Source organism: Kitasatospora sp. NPDC041988, from assembly GCF_055588525.1.
In genome coordinates, this window is sequence record NZ_JBVJCO010000028.1 from 47053 (window position 1) to 62455 (window position 15403).

General features: G+C 73.9%; 12 protein-coding genes. 5 read left to right on the forward strand and 7 right to left on the reverse strand.

All coding sequences use genetic code 11. From position 1 onward, the window contains the following. Positions 1-88: 88 nt before the first annotated feature. The 4 genes from fxsT to pdxH all read right to left on the reverse strand — a co-directional run bounded on the left by fxsT (position 89) and on the right by pdxH (position 6688). Positions 89-4138, reverse strand: a complete 4050-nt coding sequence (fxsT, locus tag ACZ6NC_RS26060) for an FxSxx-COOH system tetratricopeptide repeat protein (RefSeq protein ID WP_465736183.1) — start codon at positions 4136-4138, stop codon at positions 89-91. Further along, entirely contained in the window at positions 4135-5502 is a 1368-nt protein-coding gene (locus ACZ6NC_RS26065) for a TIR-like protein FxsC (protein WP_465736184.1), read from the reverse strand. The genes fxsT and ACZ6NC_RS26065 overlap by 4 nt, the downstream gene beginning before the upstream one ends. Before the next feature lie 169 nt (positions 5503-5671). Next, on the reverse strand, positions 5672-5851 hold the full coding sequence (locus ACZ6NC_RS26070; RefSeq protein ID WP_465736185.1) for a hypothetical protein: 180 nt from the start codon (positions 5849-5851) through the stop codon (positions 5672-5674). Between the two features lie 204 nt (positions 5852-6055). Further along, entirely contained in the window at positions 6056-6688 is a 633-nt protein-coding gene (gene pdxH / locus ACZ6NC_RS26075; RefSeq protein ID WP_465736259.1) for a pyridoxamine 5'-phosphate oxidase, read from the reverse strand. Positions 6689-7105: 417 nt separating this feature from the next. Here pdxH and ACZ6NC_RS26080 point away from each other — a divergent pair, with 417 nt between their 5' ends. Both ACZ6NC_RS26080 and serC read left to right on the forward strand, forming a co-directional pair. Further along, entirely contained in the window at positions 7106-8206 is a 1101-nt protein-coding gene (locus ACZ6NC_RS26080) for a citrate synthase 2 (protein ID WP_465736186.1), read from the forward strand. A gap of 133 nt (positions 8207-8339) precedes the next feature. Then, entirely contained in the window at positions 8340-9458 is a 1119-nt protein-coding gene (serC, locus tag ACZ6NC_RS26085; RefSeq protein ID WP_465736187.1) for a phosphoserine transaminase, read from the forward strand. 184 nt (positions 9459-9642) lie between these two features. On the opposite strand, the gene ACZ6NC_RS26090 is transcribed toward serC, so the two are convergent. Then, a complete protein-coding gene (locus ACZ6NC_RS26090; RefSeq protein ID WP_465736188.1) occupies positions 9643-10410 on the reverse strand; it encodes an SDR family oxidoreductase in 768 nt (255 codons plus the stop codon). Positions 10411-10494: 84 nt separating this feature from the next. On the opposite strand from ACZ6NC_RS26090, the gene ACZ6NC_RS26095 reads away from it, so the two are divergent. Further along, positions 10495-11115, forward strand: coding sequence for a TetR/AcrR family transcriptional regulator (locus tag ACZ6NC_RS26095; RefSeq protein WP_465736189.1), 621 nt, complete (start codon positions 10495-10497; stop codon positions 11113-11115). 108 nt (positions 11116-11223) lie between these two features. Further along, the gene (locus ACZ6NC_RS26100; protein ID WP_465736190.1) at positions 11224-12483 is read left to right on the forward strand and encodes a hypothetical protein; all 1260 of its coding nucleotides are present in this window, start codon (positions 11224-11226) and stop codon (positions 12481-12483) included. A gap of 90 nt (positions 12484-12573) precedes the next feature. Here the strand turns inward: ACZ6NC_RS26100 and thpR are convergent, their stop codons facing one another. Next, complete coding sequence (thpR, locus tag ACZ6NC_RS26105; RefSeq protein WP_465736191.1) at positions 12574-13161, reverse strand: RNA 2',3'-cyclic phosphodiesterase; 588 nt, start codon at positions 13159-13161, stop codon at positions 12574-12576. 45 nt (positions 13162-13206) lie between these two features. Between thpR and ACZ6NC_RS26110 the strand changes: the two genes are divergently transcribed. Then, on the forward strand, positions 13207-13725 hold the full coding sequence (locus ACZ6NC_RS26110; protein WP_465736192.1) for a GNAT family N-acetyltransferase: 519 nt from the start codon (positions 13207-13209) through the stop codon (positions 13723-13725). Positions 13726-13773: 48 nt separating this feature from the next. Here ACZ6NC_RS26110 and ACZ6NC_RS26115 read toward each other — a convergent pair whose 3' ends face one another. Then, entirely contained in the window at positions 13774-15297 is a 1524-nt protein-coding gene (locus ACZ6NC_RS26115) for an MFS transporter (protein WP_465736193.1), read from the reverse strand. Positions 15298-15403 lie beyond the last annotated feature (106 nt).

The window sequence follows — 15403 nt, forward strand, 5'->3', positions numbered from 1 at the left end:
CCCGCCGGGCTGCGGCGTCACGCGGAAAGTTCACCCACTCGGCGGTCGCATCGGAGCGTCGCACGCCACACGGGTGGCGGTGCCGGGCTCACACCGGGGGCTGCTCGATGTCGCGGTCCAAGCGCACCCCCTCCCGGATCGCCACCGTGACCGGGTGGCCCTCGCCCAGCGTCCCCCGGGCCCGGGCGAGGGCCTCGGCCGCCGTCCGGGCCGCCCGCTCGTGGTCGCCGATCGCGGCGAGGGTGAGCGCGAGGTTGGACGCGGCCGCCAGGGCGTCCGGGTGGTCCGCGCCGAGCCGCCCGGCCAGCAGTGCGAGGGCCTCCTCCTCCAGCGGGAGCGCCGCCGCCGGATCGCCGCCGGTGGCAAGCCCGTTGGCGTGGTTGAGCAGGGCGATGCCGACGTACGGGTGGCGGTCGCCAAGGACCGCGCGCAGGCCGGCCAGGGCCTCGCCGGAGAGCTCCCGGGCCTCGGCGGTGCGGCCGGCTCGGCGGAGCAGACCGGCGAGGTTCCCGGCCGTGGTCAGCGTGGTGGGGTGCTGCGCGCCGAGGTGGGTGCGGTAGTACCGGTACGCGTCCTCGGCCGGCGGAACGGCCCGCCCGGTGTCGCCCAGCGCGGCCAGCGAGCCGGCCAGGTTGGCGGCGGCGGCCGCGGTGCCGGGGTGGTCGGCGCCGTGCCCGTCGAGCAGCCGCCGGTGGACGTCCTCGTCGTTGGCGAGCGCCTCCTCGTACCGGCCGAGCCGGCGCAGTGCGGCGCCGAGGTAGCCGCGGACCCGCAGCAGGCCGTGGTGGTCCTCGCCGTACAGCCCCGCGTAGCCGCGCACGGTGGCCTCCAGGAGGTCCAGTGCCTCCTGGGGTCGGCCGGCCTCGCCCAGGTCGCGGGCGAGGTTGGCGGCCGAGGAGAGCGTGTAGGGGCTGTCGGCGCCGAGCGTCGCGCGCTGGCGCCGCAGGACCTCCCGGTGCCCGTGGACCGCCTCCGCGAAGTCACCGCAGAGGAACTGGGACACGGCCAGGTTGTTGCCGCTCATCAGGGTGCGCGGGTGGTCCGGCCCGAGCACCCGCACCGCGGTGGCGAGGGTCTCCCGGTCGAGCGCCCGGGCCTCCTCGTAGCGGCCGAGGTGGCGCAGGTCGCCGCCGAGGCTGTTGGCGACGGCGATGGTGTTCGGGTAGTCCGGCCCGAGGGCGGCGGTGAGCCGGGCCAGTACGTCCCGGTCGGTCTCGTACGCCTCCCCCGCGAGGCCCTGGAGGCGCTGGACGTTGCCGAGTTCGACGCGCAGCAGCAGGGTCGGGACGTCGTTCCCCGCGTCGTGCCCGGTCCCGTCCGGGCCCTCCTCCTGCCAGTGGGCGAGGACCCGCTCGGCGAGGTCGCGCGCTGCGTCGTGCAGGCTGCGCTGCCACAGGTAGCGGACCGAGCCGACGATCCACCGCCGGACGGCCGGGTCGGTGGACCCGGCGGCGCCGGACGGCCAGAGGTGGGGCAGCAGTTCGGCGTACTGCGGCCAGTTCGCCGGGACGTCCGGGTCGCCCGGGTCGGCGAGCGTGAGCGCGCGGTGCACGACGGCCCGCACCCGGGCCCGGTCGGCCTCGGCGACCTGGTCGCGCAGCAGCGCCTGGGTGATCCGGTGCACGCTCAGCGTCCCGCCGGCCTGGTCGTAGCGGGCCAGGTTGAACTGGTTGACGGTGCGCAGGATCTCGCCCACCGCGAGCCGGCCGTCCGGGGTGCCCGGGGGCAGGCCGACGGCCTCGATCACGGGCGCGCTGTAGAGCAGCCGGATCGGGATGGCGTCCGGGCCGAGGAAGCCGCAGACCTCCAGCAGTCGGGCGGCGGGGGCGTTGATCCGCCGCAGGTCGGCGCCGGCGATCCGCCAGGTGGCCGCGGTGACGGTCGAGTACTCGGCCTCCGCCTGGACCGACCGGTCGAGGATGTCCGTGAGTGTCTCGTCCAGCAGTTCGGCGTAGGTGGCGGCCGGCATCGGGGTCTCGTGCAGCCAGGCGGCGGCCTGGCCGACGGCGAGCGGCAGGTCGCCGAGGAGTTCGGCGATCCGGTCGGCGTCGGCGGCGCCGACCCCGGCGTTGAAGCGGCGGACCAGCTCGACGCTCTCCGCCCGGTCGAACACCTCGACCTCGGTGCGGCCGCGGTGCCGGGCCCAGCGCCGGTCGCGCGAGGTGACCAGGACGTGCCCGTCGGCGGAGCCGGCCGGCAGCCAGGGGGCGAGCTGCTCCGGGTCCTCCGCGTTGTCGAAGACCAGCAGCCAGCGCCGGTACGGCCGGCCCCGGCCGAGCGCGGCCAGCACGGCGCGGGCCGTCCGGGCCACGTCGTCGCCGCTCTCCAGGCCGAGCCCGGGGGCGAGTTCGGCGAGCCGCTGCGGGATGCCGGCCGGCTCCTCGGCCGGCACCCACCAGACCGCCTCGTACGCGGGCGCGAACCGGTGGGCGTACTCCACGGCGGTCTGCGACTTGCCGACCCCGCCCATGCCGTACAGGACCTGCACCGGCTCGGCCGCCGGGCCGAGGGTGAAGCCGTCCCGCAGGGTCTCCAGCAGCCGGCCCCGGCCGGTGAAGGTGGGCAGCCGGGGCGGCGGGTTCTCCACGCCGGGCCGGCCGGCCGGGAAGCGGGCGGGGGCGGGCGGGGCCTCCTCGTCGGCCTCCAGCCAGCGGCCGGCGCCGGGCGGCGGGCCGAGCAGCTCGAAGAGCTGGGTCTCGGCCGGCTCGGCGGAGCCGCGGGCCAGCTCGGGCAGCCGGTGGCCGGCGAACGGCTCGGGCAGCCACTCGCCCGGCGCCGCCAGGGCGAGCGCCAGCAGGCCCGCCGACCCGCCGTCCGGCTCGGCGGAGGTGAGTCGGCGCCAGATCTCCCGGCCGCGGGGCAGCGCCGCGTACTCGGGCGAGAGCAGCACCAGCACCCGGCCGTCGCCGTCCAACGGGCCGGCGGCCTCGGGCAGGGCGCTGTCGCCCGGTGGTCCGGCGTCCAGCGCCGCGGCGGCGCTGTGCAGTGAGGCGAGGTAGCCGAAGCCGGCCAGGACGGCGGCGGCCCACTCGGCCCAGATCCGGTCCCCGGGCGCGTAGCTGACGTACACCTGGCGGGAGCGGGTGCGGCCGGTGCGCAGGTACGCCGCGTACAGCCGGCGGCGGGCGCGGTCGGGGACGGGCCGCAGCGCGCGGACCCGGCCGTCGGTGAGCCAGGCCGCCAGCCGTTCGAACGCGCCGAGCAGGCTGCGGCCCTGCTGCGGCCGGTCGACGACGGTGGCCGGCACCTCCTCGTAGGCGTAGAACGGCTTGTACGGGACTTCGACGTCCCGCCAGTAGTCGGCCCGGCGTTCGGCGCTCAGCCAGCGGTCCAGGTACGGGGCGAAGGCGTCGTGGGCGAGGTCGCGCCCGGCGGCCAGGCCGGCCCGCTCGGCGTCCTCGACCCGCATCGGGACGGGCAGCACCCGGATGTCGCGCTCGTCGGCGTCCACGATGGCGCGGGCCGCGTCCACGCCGCCGCGGATGCTCTGGGCGCCGAGGGTGAAGCAGTCCACCACGGTGTCGGGCATCAGCACGGTGCAGATGCCCGAGGTGTCACTGACCCCGGTGCGGCTGTCGATCAGCACGTAGTCGTAGGCGACGGTCCACTGCTCGCGCAGCGCGTACAGGAACTCGGCGCCCCGGATGTCGGCGCGGGTGTAGAAGCTGCGCCAGTTGAAGCTGGTCACGGCGGCCGAGTAGGCGGCGTTCTGCCGGCCGGCCGGCATCAGGTCGAGCCGCCCGCCGGCGGGCAGGTCGAGCGCGAGGCCGCAGAGGTAGCGGTCGAGCCGGCCGGGTTCGGCCAGCCACTGCCGGGGGGCCGCCGCGGCGGCGTCGCCGGGGCCGGGCAGGGCCTGCTCGACGTAGGCCCGCAGCAGGTCGATCAGGCCGTCGGTGGCGTGGAGTTCGGGGTCGATCAGCAGCGGGTGGTAGTACCGGTGCAGGCCGGGCGCCTCAAGGTCCCAGTCGACGACCAGGACGCGCAGGCCCTGGCTGGCGAGGATCCAGCCGACGTTGGCCAGCGCCATGGTGCGGCCGGTGCCGCCCTTGTACGAGTAGAACGTGACGACCGATCCGGTCCCGGGTGTCGACAGGGCGGCGGACTCGGCGTCCGCCAGGGCGACCTGGTCGGCGGTCATCGTACGGCGTCTCCTTCACGGGGCTCCCGGGGTGCCGGGGGCAGGGCTGCACCAGGGGACGCGGCCGGCGGCCAGGCCGGGATGGTCAGTCCGGGCATGGCCGCGGCTCCGGGGCCGAGGCCGAACGTGGCCCTGGCCAGAACCGGATCGGCTTCGTCCGCCTCGTCTAACAATTTGTTCTGGGCAACCGTAACGGTGCGTAGCAGCTCACTTTCGAAGCGTTCCCGCTGGATGCGGACTCTAAAAAGCGGCTCCGGTCCGGACCTGTGCAGCCAGTTGCGCGGGAACACGTCCCGCACTCCCCCCCAGAGCCGGGTGCGCGCCGCTCCCTCGGGCGGGTCGTCGGTGCCGGTCGGCACCAGTACGCCGGTGACGGGGTGGTTCTGGTCGTCGAAATCGTGCAGTGCCTGCCGGTAGGGCTCGGCGCCGACCGCCCACGGGTCCACCAGCAGGACGCTGACCTCGTTGTTCTCGCGGGCGCGGTCCAGGCCGGCGGAGAGCCCCGGGCCGATCTCGTCCAGCGTGGTGCTGTGCCCGGCCCGGGTGATCGCCTGCTGGGCCTGCACCACCAGCGGGGGCAGCCGCGGCGGGTGGTAGGGCGCCCAGTCCCTGGGCCGGTCCCCGTACCAGCCGCCCCGGTACCGGCCCTCGTCCTGCCCCGGCGCCGGACCGGCCGCCGGCCGGTCCTCGGTGGGGGTGGCGCGGCGGGCCTCGGCGCGTCCGGCGGCGACGAAGATCCGGACCATCCCGCTGCGCCCCGGCGGCGGCGCGGCGTCCGGCACCGGGAAGCAGCCGTCCACCCGGCCCAGGTCGAGGTGGGGCAGCTCGGTCAACGGCAGGCAGGCCGCCTCCCGCACCCGCTCGGCGATGGCCCGGACCACCCGGCGGTAGTCGGGCCCGTGCGGGTCGGCCCGCAGCAGGTCGCGCAGCCCGCCGGTGACGTACGCCGCGCCCAGGTCGTGCTGGCTGTACTGGATCCGCAGCACCTCGGCCGGCAGGTCGGCCGGGGGCGGCTCCCAGACCACCGGGATCAGGGCCGGCACCGCCTCGCCGGTCAGCTCCTGATGCCGGCGCATCCGGCCGTCGAAGGCCGTCCACTCCTTGCCGCAGTACGGGCTGGCGAAGTAGGCCGGGGAGTAGAGCGCCACCAGGGTGCGGCTGACCGCGAGCATCCGGGAGAGCTGCTGCTCCCAGTCGTCGCCGACGCGCAGCCGTTCGGTGTCCCGGTAGGCGAGTTCGCCCGGGCCGGCCGCGGGCTCGATCCGGGCCAGCTCATCCCGGAGGTCGCTGAAGAACTGGTCGACGAAGGCGCCGCCGGCCTGGTGGTCCCGCCGCGCATAGCTGAAGAAGAAGTACGGCCGCACTTGCAGCACCCCCCGGGCCGGTCGCCGAACTCGGCATACGCTACCTGGGAGTTGGGGTGATGGGGAGCCGGGATTGGGGAAGATCCCGGCTCGGCTTTCGCTCGGTTCCGTCACGGGGCGGTCACGCCGCAGGCGTGGCGCCCCAGGGAGCGGTACGCGGGCCGGACAGTCAGACCGCGGACTGGAAGCGGGCCACCGGCAGGGCGCCGGGCCGATCCTCGTCCACGCCCGCCCGGTGCACCAGCTCACCGACGTAGGCGGTTGCCTGTTCGGCGAGTTGACCGAGCGTCGGGCGCTCGGCGCCGTCACCCGGATCGAGTGCCGCGGTGGGGGTGGCGGTGTCACTCATCGATTGCCTCACCCTCTCGGGAGGAGTGGTGGCTCCGGCCCGCGGCCGGGGCCTTTGCTCCACGCTACCGCCGAAGGTGACGCCCGATCAGATCGCGTCGGAGGGCGGACGGTTCACGCGGGAGCGCACGGCGGGGCGCACGGCCCGCCGCGCCGCCCGGACCCGCCGCGCCGCCCGGACCCGCCGCGCCCGTCGGCGCCGCGCTCACGGACAGAGGCGCTCCACCAGCCAGCCGGCCGGGGCCGACGGGTCGGCCAGGTAGCGCAGCCGGTCGTGCAGCCGGTTCTCCCGGCCCTGCCAGAACTCCACGCTCTCCGGTACCACCCGGTACCCGCCCCAGAACGGCGGCACCGGCACCCCCTCGCCCTCCGGGTAGCGCCGCTCCAGCTCCGCGTACCGCTGCTCCAGCACCTCGCGGCTGCCGACCGGGCTGGACTGCTCGCTGGCCCAGGCGCCGAGCTGCGAGCCGTGCGGGCGGGTGCGGAAGTAGGCGGCGGTCTCGTCCCGGCCGACCTTCTCCACCCGGCCCTGGACGATCACCTGGCGGGCCAGCGCGATCCACGGGAAGAGCAGCGCCGCATAGGGGTTGGCGGCCAGCTCGGTACCCTTGCGCGAGCCGTAGTTGGTGAAGAAGACGAAGCCGCGCACGTCGAAGCCCTTCAGCAGGACGGTCCGCGAGCTCGGCCGCCCCTGGGCGTCGGCGGTGGAGAGCACCATCGCGTTGGGCTCCGCCAGCCCGGCGTCGTCCGCCTCGTGGAACCAGCGGGTGAACTGGGCGACGGGTTCGGCGGCGAGCTTCTCCTCGACCAGGCCCTCATGGCTGTAGTGCGTCCGCATCACCGTGACATCCGGCCCGGGCCGAACCTCTTCGGCCAGGTTCCGGGAGACGGGGCTCAGGGGCGTCGGCTGGGCGCTTTCCGGGGTCTGCACGTCAACATCATCCCGTACGACAAGCAACCGGCACCGCTACCTCCGGACAAACCCCGGTGGGAGATAAGGTGACTCGCCACCGCTTGACCGCCCGGCCTACGGTGAATTGTCCGGACCCTGGGGTTTCGTTCCGGAGATTTCCCTGGCACGACCGGCCTCCGGGCAAAAAGTCAAGCGGGCCCACGGGCAACATCACCATGGTGGTGTATGGCGCAATGCACTCTGTGCCTGTGAGGATGGCACCGAGTGCCAACCACCATTCGGTCACTGGTGTGCCGCCCCACCACGGCGGCCCGCCGATCGCAGAACTGAAGGAGCCGTCGCATGTCCGACTTCGTACCCGGGCTTGAGGGAGTCGTCGCGTTCGAGAGCGAGATCGCCGAACCCGACCGTGAAGGCGGCGCACTGCGGTACCGAGGCGTCGACATCGACGACCTGGTCGGAAACGTCTCCTTCGGCCACGTCTGGGGCCTGCTGGTGGACGGCAAGTTCAACCCCGGCCTGCCGGCCGCCGAGCCGTTCCCGATCCCGGTCCACTCCGGTGACATCCGCGTCGACGTGCAGTCCGCCCTCGCCATGCTCGCCCCGGTCTGGGGCCTCAAGCCGCTGCTGGACATCTCCGCCGAGCAGGCCCGCGACGACCTCGCCCGCGCCGCCGTGATGGCGCTCTCCTACGTCGCCCAGTCCGCCCGCGGCCAGGGCCTGCCGATGGTCCCGCAGAGCGAGATCGACAAGGCCGAGACCGTCGTCGAGCGCTTCATGATCCGCTGGCGGGGCGAGCCGGACCCGAAGCACGTCAAGGCCATCGACGCCTACTGGACGTCCGCCGCCGAGCACGGCATGAACGCCTCCACCTTCACCGCCCGCGTCATCGCCTCCACCGGCGCCGACGTCGCGGCCGCGCTCTCCGGCGCCGTCGGCGCGATGTCCGGCCCGCTGCACGGCGGCGCGCCGTCGCGCGTGCTCGGCATGATCGAGGAGATCGAGCGCACCGGCGACGCCACCGCCTGGGTGAAGAACGCCCTCGACAAGGGCGAGCGCCTGATGGGCTTCGGCCACCGCGTCTACCGCGCCGAGGACCCGCGCGCCCGCGTGCTGCGCCGCACCGCCAAGGAGCTCGGCGCGCCGCGCTTCGAGGTCGCCGAGGCGCTGGAGAAGGCCGCGCTGGAGGAGCTGCACAACCGCCGCCCCGACCGCGTGCTGGCCACCAACGTCGAGTTCTGGGCCGCCATCATGCTGGACTTCGCGGAGGTCCCGGCGCACATGTTCACCTCGATGTTCACCTGTGCCCGGACCGCCGGCTGGTCGGCGCACATCCTGGAGCAGAAGCGCACGGGCCGGCTCGTGCGCCCCGCCGCGCGCTACATCGGCCCCGGCCCGCGCAGCCCGCGCGACATCGAGGGCTACGAGGCCATCGCGCGCTGACAAACCCCCTGCTGAACAGCGGGTCCGGCCTCGTGCCGGGCCCGCTTTTTCCGCCGTCGGGAGCCGTGAAGATCACATCTCAGCGGGCGGACTCACGGCACACCGCGGCGGGCCCGGCCGGTAGGCTGCGCGCGTGGCTCAGATCCAGATCCCCGCTGACATCAAGCCCGCAGACGGCCGTTTCGGCTGCGGTCCGTCCAAGGTGCGCCCCGAGGCCCTGAGTGCCCTCGCCGCGACCGAGACCTCCCTGCTCGGCACCTCCCACCGCCAGGCCCCGGTGAAGAACCTGGTCAAGCGTGTGCGCGAGGGCGTGAGCAGCCTCTTCTCCCTCCCCGAGGGGTACGAGGTGGTGCTCGGCAACGGCGGCTCCACCGCCTTCTGGGACATCGCGGCCTTCGGCCTGGTGCGGGAGAAGTCCCAGCACCTCGACTTCGGCGAGTTCTCGTCCAAGTTCGCCTCCTCGGTGAAGGCCGCCCCGTGGCTGGCCGAGCCGACCGTGATCAAGACCGCCCCGGGCACCCACCCGCTGCCGGTCGCCGAGGCCGGCGTGGACGTCTACGGACTCACCCACAACGAGACCTCCACCGGCGTCGCGATGCCGATCAGGCGCCCGGCCGGCGCCGACCAGGGCTCGCTCGTCCTGGTGGACGCCACCTCGGGCGCCGGCGGCCTGCCGGTCGACATCACCGAGACGGACGTCTACTACTTCGCCCCGCAGAAGTCCTTCGCCTCCGAGGGCGGGCTCTGGCTGGCGGCCTTCTCCCCGGCCGCCCTGGAGCGCGCCGCCGAGATCGCCGGCTCCGGCCGCTACATCCCGCCGTTCTTCGACCTGCCGACGGCCATCGACAACTCGTCGAAGGACCAGACGTACAACACCCCGTCGATCGCCACCCTGTTCCTCCTCGCCGACCAGCTGGAGTGGCTGAACGGCAACGGCGGGCTCGACTGGGCCGTCGCCCGTACGGCTGATTCCTCGTCCCGCCTGTACGGCTGGGCCGAGAAGTCCGCGTTCGCCAACCCGTTCGTGGCGAACCCGGCCGAGCGTTCGCAGGTGGTCGGCACGATCGACTTCGACGACTCGGTGGACGCCGCCGCCGTCGCCAAGGCACTGCGTGCCAACGGCATCGTCGACACCGAGCCGTACCGCAAGCTCGGCCGCAACCAGCTGCGCATCGCGATGTTCCCGGCGATCGACCCGGCGGACGTCGAGGCGCTCACCGCCTGCGTCGACTACGTGGTCGAGCAGCTCTGACCGGTCTGACACACGCGTGAGGGCCACCGCCTGCGGGCGGTGGCCCTTCTGCTGTCCAGGGGCTACCTGCTGACCAGGGAGCCGATCACGACGACGGCCAGCAGCAGCACCAGGGCGCCGGTCACGATACGCATACGAGTCTTGGGATCCACGGTCAACGAGCGTACCCGTGCCCCGGCCGGGCCTAGACGCCGAGGTTGGACCCGCCACTGGCGTCGAGGTTCTGCCCGGTGACCCAGCGGGAGTCGTCGGAGGCCAGGAAGGCCACGATGTCCGCCACGTCGGCCGCCTCGCCGACCCGGTCGAAGGCCGAGTAGGCGGCCACCCGGGCGCGCGCCGCCGGGTCCTCCAGCCAGGGGTTGATGTCGGTGGCGACGACGCCCGGCAGCACCGCGTTGACGGTGATCCCGCGCGGGCCGAGCTCCTCGGCCAGGGTCAGCGTCAGGGTGTTCAGCGCACCCTTCGTCATCGCGTACGAAACCGCCGTGGGGAACGCCACCCGGGTGACGCCGGAGGACACGTTGACGACCCGGCCGCCGTCCCGAAGCCGGCCCAGGCCCTGCTGGACGACGAAGAACGGCGCCTTGGCGTTCACCGCGAAGACCCGGTCGAAGTCGGCGTCGGTCACCTCGTGGATCCGCTTGAACACACCGATCCCGGCGTTGTTCACCAGGATGTCCAGGCCCTCGCCGCCGCCGGCCGCCGCGAGGCCCGCGTCGAAGGCCGCCCAGAGCGCCTGGGCGTCGCCGGGGATGCCCAGCTCGGCGCCGACCGCGAAGGCCCGCCCGCCGGCCTGCTCGATAGCCTTGACGACCTCCTCGGCCGCCGCCGCGTTGGTGGCGTAGTGGACGCCGACCAGCGCGCCGTCCCGCCCCAGCCGCTCGGCGATGCCCCGCCCGATCCCCCGGCTGCCGCCCGTCACCAGTGCCGTCTTTCCCGCAAGCGCGCCCATGGCCACGCCCCCTCATTTCTGTAGCGGTCGCTAATGAATGGAACCGTAGCACGCGTTCTGTAGTGCTCGATATAGAATCTCCGCATGGCGACGACCCCGGCGACCACGCCCGCGACGAGCACCCCCCAGCGCGGGCGCCCGCGCTCCTTCGACCGCGAGGCCGCCCTGGAGCAGGCACTGCGGCTCTTCTGGGAGCGCGGCTACGAGGCGACCTCGGTCGCCGACCTCACCACCGCCATGGGCATCCGCCCGCCCAGCCTCTACGCGGCCTTCGGCGACAAGCGGGCACTCTTCGAGGAGGTCGTCGCCCGCTACCGGGAGACCCACGGCGCGTACGCTCCCCGCGCGCTGGCCGAGGAGCCCACCGCCCGGGCCGGCGTCGCCCGGATGCTTCGCGAGGCGGCCGCCCAGGGCACCGACCCGGACCACCCCTGGGGGTGCCTGGTGGTCAGCTCGACGGTGAACTGCACCTCGCCCGAGGTCACGGGGGCCGTACGGGAGCTGCGCAACGCCAACGTCCGTGCGCTGGAGTCCCTCATCCGCGCCGACATCGCGGCCGGCCACGAGCCCGCCGACGCCGACCCGGCGGCGCTGGCCCAGTTCACCGCCACCGTGATACAGGGCATGTCCCAGCGCGCCCGCGACGGCGCGAGCCGGGCCGAGCTGGAGCTGGTCGCCGACGCCGCGATGCGGATCTGGCCCTGACCGAACCGGCCGTTGCCGCCCGGGACTTATCCCGTTGACCGCAAGCCGACGACTACCGCTACGATGCCCCCCGCGATCATATGATCTTCACATCAGGGGGACCCTTCAATGCGCACTTCGCGCGCAGCGGCCGTCGCCGCCCTCGTTCTCGCAGCCGGCACCATCCTGCCCTCGGCCACCGTCGCCGCGGCTGCGGACACCAGCCAGGTCGGCCCCGACAGCACCTGGTTCCCGGTGTCGAACTACCGCATCCTGGACACCCGGGTGGGCAACGGTGCGCCCGGCGGCAAGATCGGCGCCGACGGCGTCGTCAAGCTCGACATCAAGAAGCTCCTCGGGCTGAGCAGCGGCGCCACGCCCACCGCCGTGGTCATGAACGTGACCGCCGTCGACGCGACCGACGAGAGCTTCATCACCGCCTTCCCCGATGACCGGCCGCTCCCCACGGTGTCCAACCTCAACACCTCCCCGGCCCGCCACGTCACCACCAACCGGGTGACGGTGCAGGTCGGCGCCGACGGTGTGGTCGACCTCTACAACCACGTCGGCACCGTGCACCTGGTGGCCGACCTTCAGGGCTTCTACACCGCCAAGGGCGCCAACGGCTACCCGGGCGCCACCTTCGCCCTCGGCCGGCCCACCCGCCTGCTGGACACCCGCACCACCATCGGCAACCACCCGGGCAAGCTCACCGGCGGCGACAACGACGTCTTCAACCTGGACGTCTCCTCCGTGGTGCCCGGCGGCGGCGACCCGGTGATCCAGGCCACCGTCACGGAGCCGACCGAGGACTCCCACCTCACCGTCTACCCGGGCGGGCAGGCCCCGTGGCGGACCTCCGACGTCAACTTCGCCGCGGGCCAGACGGTCACCAACATCTCCTACGCCTTCGCCTCGCGCGACGGCCTCGCGCTCTACGTCAACGCGGGCGCGACCCACCTGGTGGTCGACTACATCGGCAAGTTCGAGGGCCACGGCCTCAGCGGCGACGCCGGCAACAGCGGCCTGTTCGTCCCGGCGAACCCGACCCGGGTGCTCGACACCCGCATCGGACTCGGCGCGGCGCAGGGCCCGTCCGGCCCCGGCTCCACCACCCGGGTGAAGGTCACCGGCCTCGACGGCGTCCCCGAGAACGTCGCCGCCGTCGTCCTCAACCTGACCGGCACCAACGCCGGCCAGGACGGCCACCTCACCGCGTTCCGGGCGGGCGACCCGCTGCCGTCGACCTCCAACCTGAACTACGCGGCCGGGCAGGACACCGCCGCCATGACGATCGTCCCGGTCAGCGCCGACGGCTACATCGACATCCACAACCCGCACGGCAGCCTGGACCTCGTCGCCGACGTCCAGGGCTACTACACCCGCTGACGCGTCACGGCCCGGGGTGCGGCGCACCGCCCCCGGGCCCTGACCCCGTCCAGCCGGTCTTGCCGGTCTTGCCGGTCTTGCCGGACAGGCCTAGCTCCAGTCGGCCAGCGGCCAGGAGCGGACCGTCTCGTAGTGCGCGAAGCCGCCGTCCAGCTCGCTCTTCATCAGGTGCAGTTCGGCGGCCTCCCACTCCGGCCCCCGGTACTCGCCGAGCGCCAGCGCCAGGGCGTCCAGCTCCGCCGCCGCCACCCGCTGCACCGCCCTCCGGTGGCCGCGCGAGGAGCCGGCCCGGGCCAGGGTCAGGTGCGGGTGGAAGGTGAACGCGTCCACCTCGCCGATCACGTCGGCGGTGGCCTCGTTCACCGCCTCGGCGAGCCGCCGCAGCGCCCAGGTCTGGCCCTCCACCCCGGCCCAGAGCACCCGGTCGCCGAACCGCCCCGCCCCGGAGAACCGCAGCCGGTGGACGGCGTGCACCTCCGCCACCCCGGCCAGCCCGACCTCCAGCTCCGGCAGCCGCTCGACCGGCACCTCACCGAGGAAGGCCAGGGTCAGGTGCCAGCCCTCCACCGTCGTCCAGCGCAGCCGGTCCGCCCCCGGCAGGCCACGCACCGGCGCCACCGCGTCGGAAAGCCCCTGCAACGCCTCGACCGGCGGCAGCACCGCCACAAAGAGCCTCATGAGCTCATCTTCCCGCGCACGGCTGTTTGAGCTAGAACTTTTTCCATGAAGATCCGTACCGGCGGCCCCGACGACGTCGCCGACATCCTTTCCCTGCTCGACGGCGCGGTCGCCTGGCTGGCCGCCCGCGGACGCACCGGCCAGTGGGGCGACCAGCCCTTCAGCACCAGCCCGGCCAGGGTCGAGCACATCCGGAAGTACACCGGCGAGCCGTTCCTGATCCGGCTCGCGGTGGACGACGAGGGCCGCACCGTCGGCTGCTGCGTCGTGTCCGAGGAGCGCGGCCAGTACATCCCGGCCGTCGAGGAGCGGGAGCTGTACATCCGCAACCTGGTCACCGACCGGTCCCGGAAGGGCTCGGGCATCGGCGCCGCACTGATCGCCGACGCCCTGGACGAGGCCCGCCGCCGCGGCATCGGCCTGGTCCGGGTGGACTGCTACGCCGGCGACGACCGCCGACTGGTCGGCCAGTACCGGGCGCTCGGCTTCACCGAGAGCGAATCCTTCGAGGTCGAGCAGCCGAACGGCGTCTGGCCCGGCCAGGTCCTGGAGATCCGGCTCTGACCACCCTCCCCGGGCGGGCCGTCGCGCCCGCCCGGGTGTGACCATCAGTCAGCAGGCGGCGGCCAGATCCGACTTGACGGCCGTCCGGGCGCGCGGCACGAAGGCCACCACCCGTCCGCCGCGGCCCGGGTGCAGGTCGACCCGGACCTTCAGGTCGGCGCTGCGGGCCAGCACCAGGCCGATCGTGCCGGCAGCCAGCGCCGAGACCAACCCGCAGGCCAGCAGCCCGAGTCGGGGCCCGTACGAGGCCGTCACCCAACCCACGACCGGCGCGCCGATCGGCGTACCGCCGGTGAAGACCAGCACCAGCAGGCCCATCACCCGGCCCCGCATCTCCGGGTCGGTGGCCAGCTGCAGCGTGGAGTTGACCGAGGTGTTGAAGCTCAGCCCGAACACCCCGATCAGGGTCAGCAGCACCGCGAAGGTCCAGAAGCCGGGCGCGAAGGCGGCCACCACCTCCAGCGTCCCGAAGGCCAGCGCCGCCCCCACCAGCCTGCGCAGTCTGGGCGCGCCGCGGCGGGCCGCGAGCAGGGCGCCGGCCAGCGAGCCGACCGCCATCGCGGTGTTCAGCAGGCCGTACTGCCCGGCGCCCACCTTGAAGGTGTCGTGGGCGAAACCGGAGAGCAGCGTCGGGAAGTTGAACCCGAAGGTGCCGATGAAGCCGGCCAGCACCATCGGCCAGAGCAGCTCGGGCCGCTCCTTCACGTACCGCAGCCCCTCCCTCAACTGCCCCTTCTCGCGGGCGATCGGCGCGGTCGGGCGCAGTTCGCTCTGCCGCATGGCGAGCAGTCCGCCGATCACGGCGGCGAAGGAGAGCGCGTTCACCGCGAACGCCCAGCCACTGCCGACCGCGGCGATCAGCAGGCCCGCGACGGCGGGGCCGACCAGCCGGGCGGTCTGGAAGTTGGCGGCGTTCAGGCTGACCGCGTTGGCGAGGTCCTTCGGCCCGACCATCTCGGAGACGAAGGCCTGCCGGGTCGGGTTGTCGACCACGGTGACCAGGCCGAGCAGCAGCGCGAACGCGTACACGTAGTACGGCGTCACCACACCGCCGATGGTCAGCACGGCCAGGCCGGCGGCGAGCAGGCCCATCGCGCCCTGGGTGTACACCAGCAGCCGGCGCTTGGGCATCCGGTCGGCGAGCACGCCGCCGAACAGGCCGAGCAGCAGCATCGGCAGGAACTGCATGGCGGTGGTGATGCCGACGGCCAACGGGCTGCCGGTGAGGCTGAGGACCAGCCAGTCCTGCGCGATCCGCTGCATCCAGGTGCCGGTGTTGGAGACCACCTGGCCGGCGAAGTAGTAGCGGTAGTTGCGGACGCGCAGTGAGGAGAACATCCCCCCGGGCCGGGTGAAGCGGGCGCCTGTGGGAGATGCGGCCGCGTTGCCATGGCCTTGAGCGGCGGGGTCTACCGCCGCGGTGCGTTCGTCGGGGTCGTCGTCGCCGTTGCCCGGCAGCCCCGTGGGGGCGGGTGCCTGGGCGTCGGCGGCCGCGGCGGAGGCTGCGGCGGGGTCGGTGGTCGGCTCGTCGGTACGGATGGCGGCGGCGCTGGCTGCGGCCGGCGGTGTCACGGTGGTCTCCCCTCGCGGCGCGACGACCCGTCGGGGGGCCGTCGCGCTCCTGGTGTCAGTGCTCAGTCCTGCGGTGATGCGGTTCTCCTTCGTCCTCCGGCGGCTG